Source organism: Neisseria sp. P0021.S007, from assembly GCF_051956855.1.
This window is the reverse complement of record NZ_JBQCXA010000135.1, coordinates 1-1,084: the sequence shown is the minus strand read 5'-3', so window position 1 is coordinate 1,084 and position 1,084 is coordinate 1. Positions and strand designations below refer to the sequence as shown.

Sequence of the window (1,084 nt, the reverse complement as noted above, 5' to 3'; positions counted from 1 at the left end):
ATGATGTAGGGTTCAACGACAACGTGTTGGCCGACTTTGATGTCGTCCACGCCTTCGCCTACGGCATAAACCACGCCGGAGAACTCGTGCCCCATGGTTACAGGGGCTGACTCGCCGGAGATTGGGTGCGGATGGCCGCAAGGCGGAATGAAAATCGGGCCTTCCATGAATTCGTGCAGATCGGTACCGCAGATACCGCACCACGCAACATTAATGCCGACAGTACCCGGAGCTACGGTTGGCTCTGGAATGTCTTCGATGCGGATGTCACCTTTGTTGTAAAAACGTGCTGCTTTCATTGTAACGCTCCTTTTTTTAAAGTGGAGGCCGTCTGAAAAAGACGGTCAATTAGGGAAAGGGAAGCAGTGTGGCGTGTGAAATATTTTTATTGATATGTTTTATATTTGTTATTTTACTACTGATAATATGAAAATGGTTTGTCTTTGCTCAAATTAAAGTTTGTAAATGAAAAAAAGGCCGTCTGAAATGGATAATCTATTTTCAGACGGCCTGGGGCAATAGTTTGAATACGTTATGGTGTAGGATTGTTACTTTTGCCGCGCTTCAGATGCTTTTGGTAGGCGATGACGTAGTCGGCCTTGCTTAAGCCTGCCAATACGCGGATGTGGGCGGCGGCAGATTTAGACATGGATTCCAAGGTATATCCGCCCTCCAGCACGGAAACGATACGTCCTTGACAGCTTGCTGTTGCTTGGACGATTTTGTGTGTCAGCCAGGCAAAATCGGCTTCATGCAGGTTCAGACGGCCTGTTTCGTCTTGTTTGTGCCCGTCAAAACCGGCTGAAAGCAACACCAACTCGGGGCGGAAGGCCGTGAGCTTGGGAAGCCATTGTTCGCGGATGGTCGTACGGAAGATACGGCTGCCTGTGCCCGGTTTGAGGGGCGTATGCAGCATATTCTTATTGCCGGCGTATTGTTCCGCCTGAGGGAAGGGAAAGATGTCGGTTTCAAACAGTTTGAAAAACATCACGCGCGGATCGTCTTGGAGAATCTCCGCCGTACCGTCGCCGTCATCGATTTCGACGTCCACTTCGGCGACGGTACGGCGGAGATTCTCCAAGAC

At 50.1% G+C, this 1,084-nt stretch carries 1 protein-coding gene and 1 pseudogene; both read right to left on the bottom strand.

All coding sequences use genetic code 11. From position 1 onward, the window contains the following. On the bottom strand, nucleotides 1-299 hold a 299-nt coding region (locus tag ACTHUR_RS11710; protein ID WP_440398685.1), incomplete at its 3' end, for an alcohol dehydrogenase catalytic domain-containing protein. A gap of 233 nt (nucleotides 300-532) precedes the next feature. Then, nucleotides 533-1,084: pseudogene (locus ACTHUR_RS11705) on the bottom strand (histone deacetylase family protein); the annotation flags it as partial.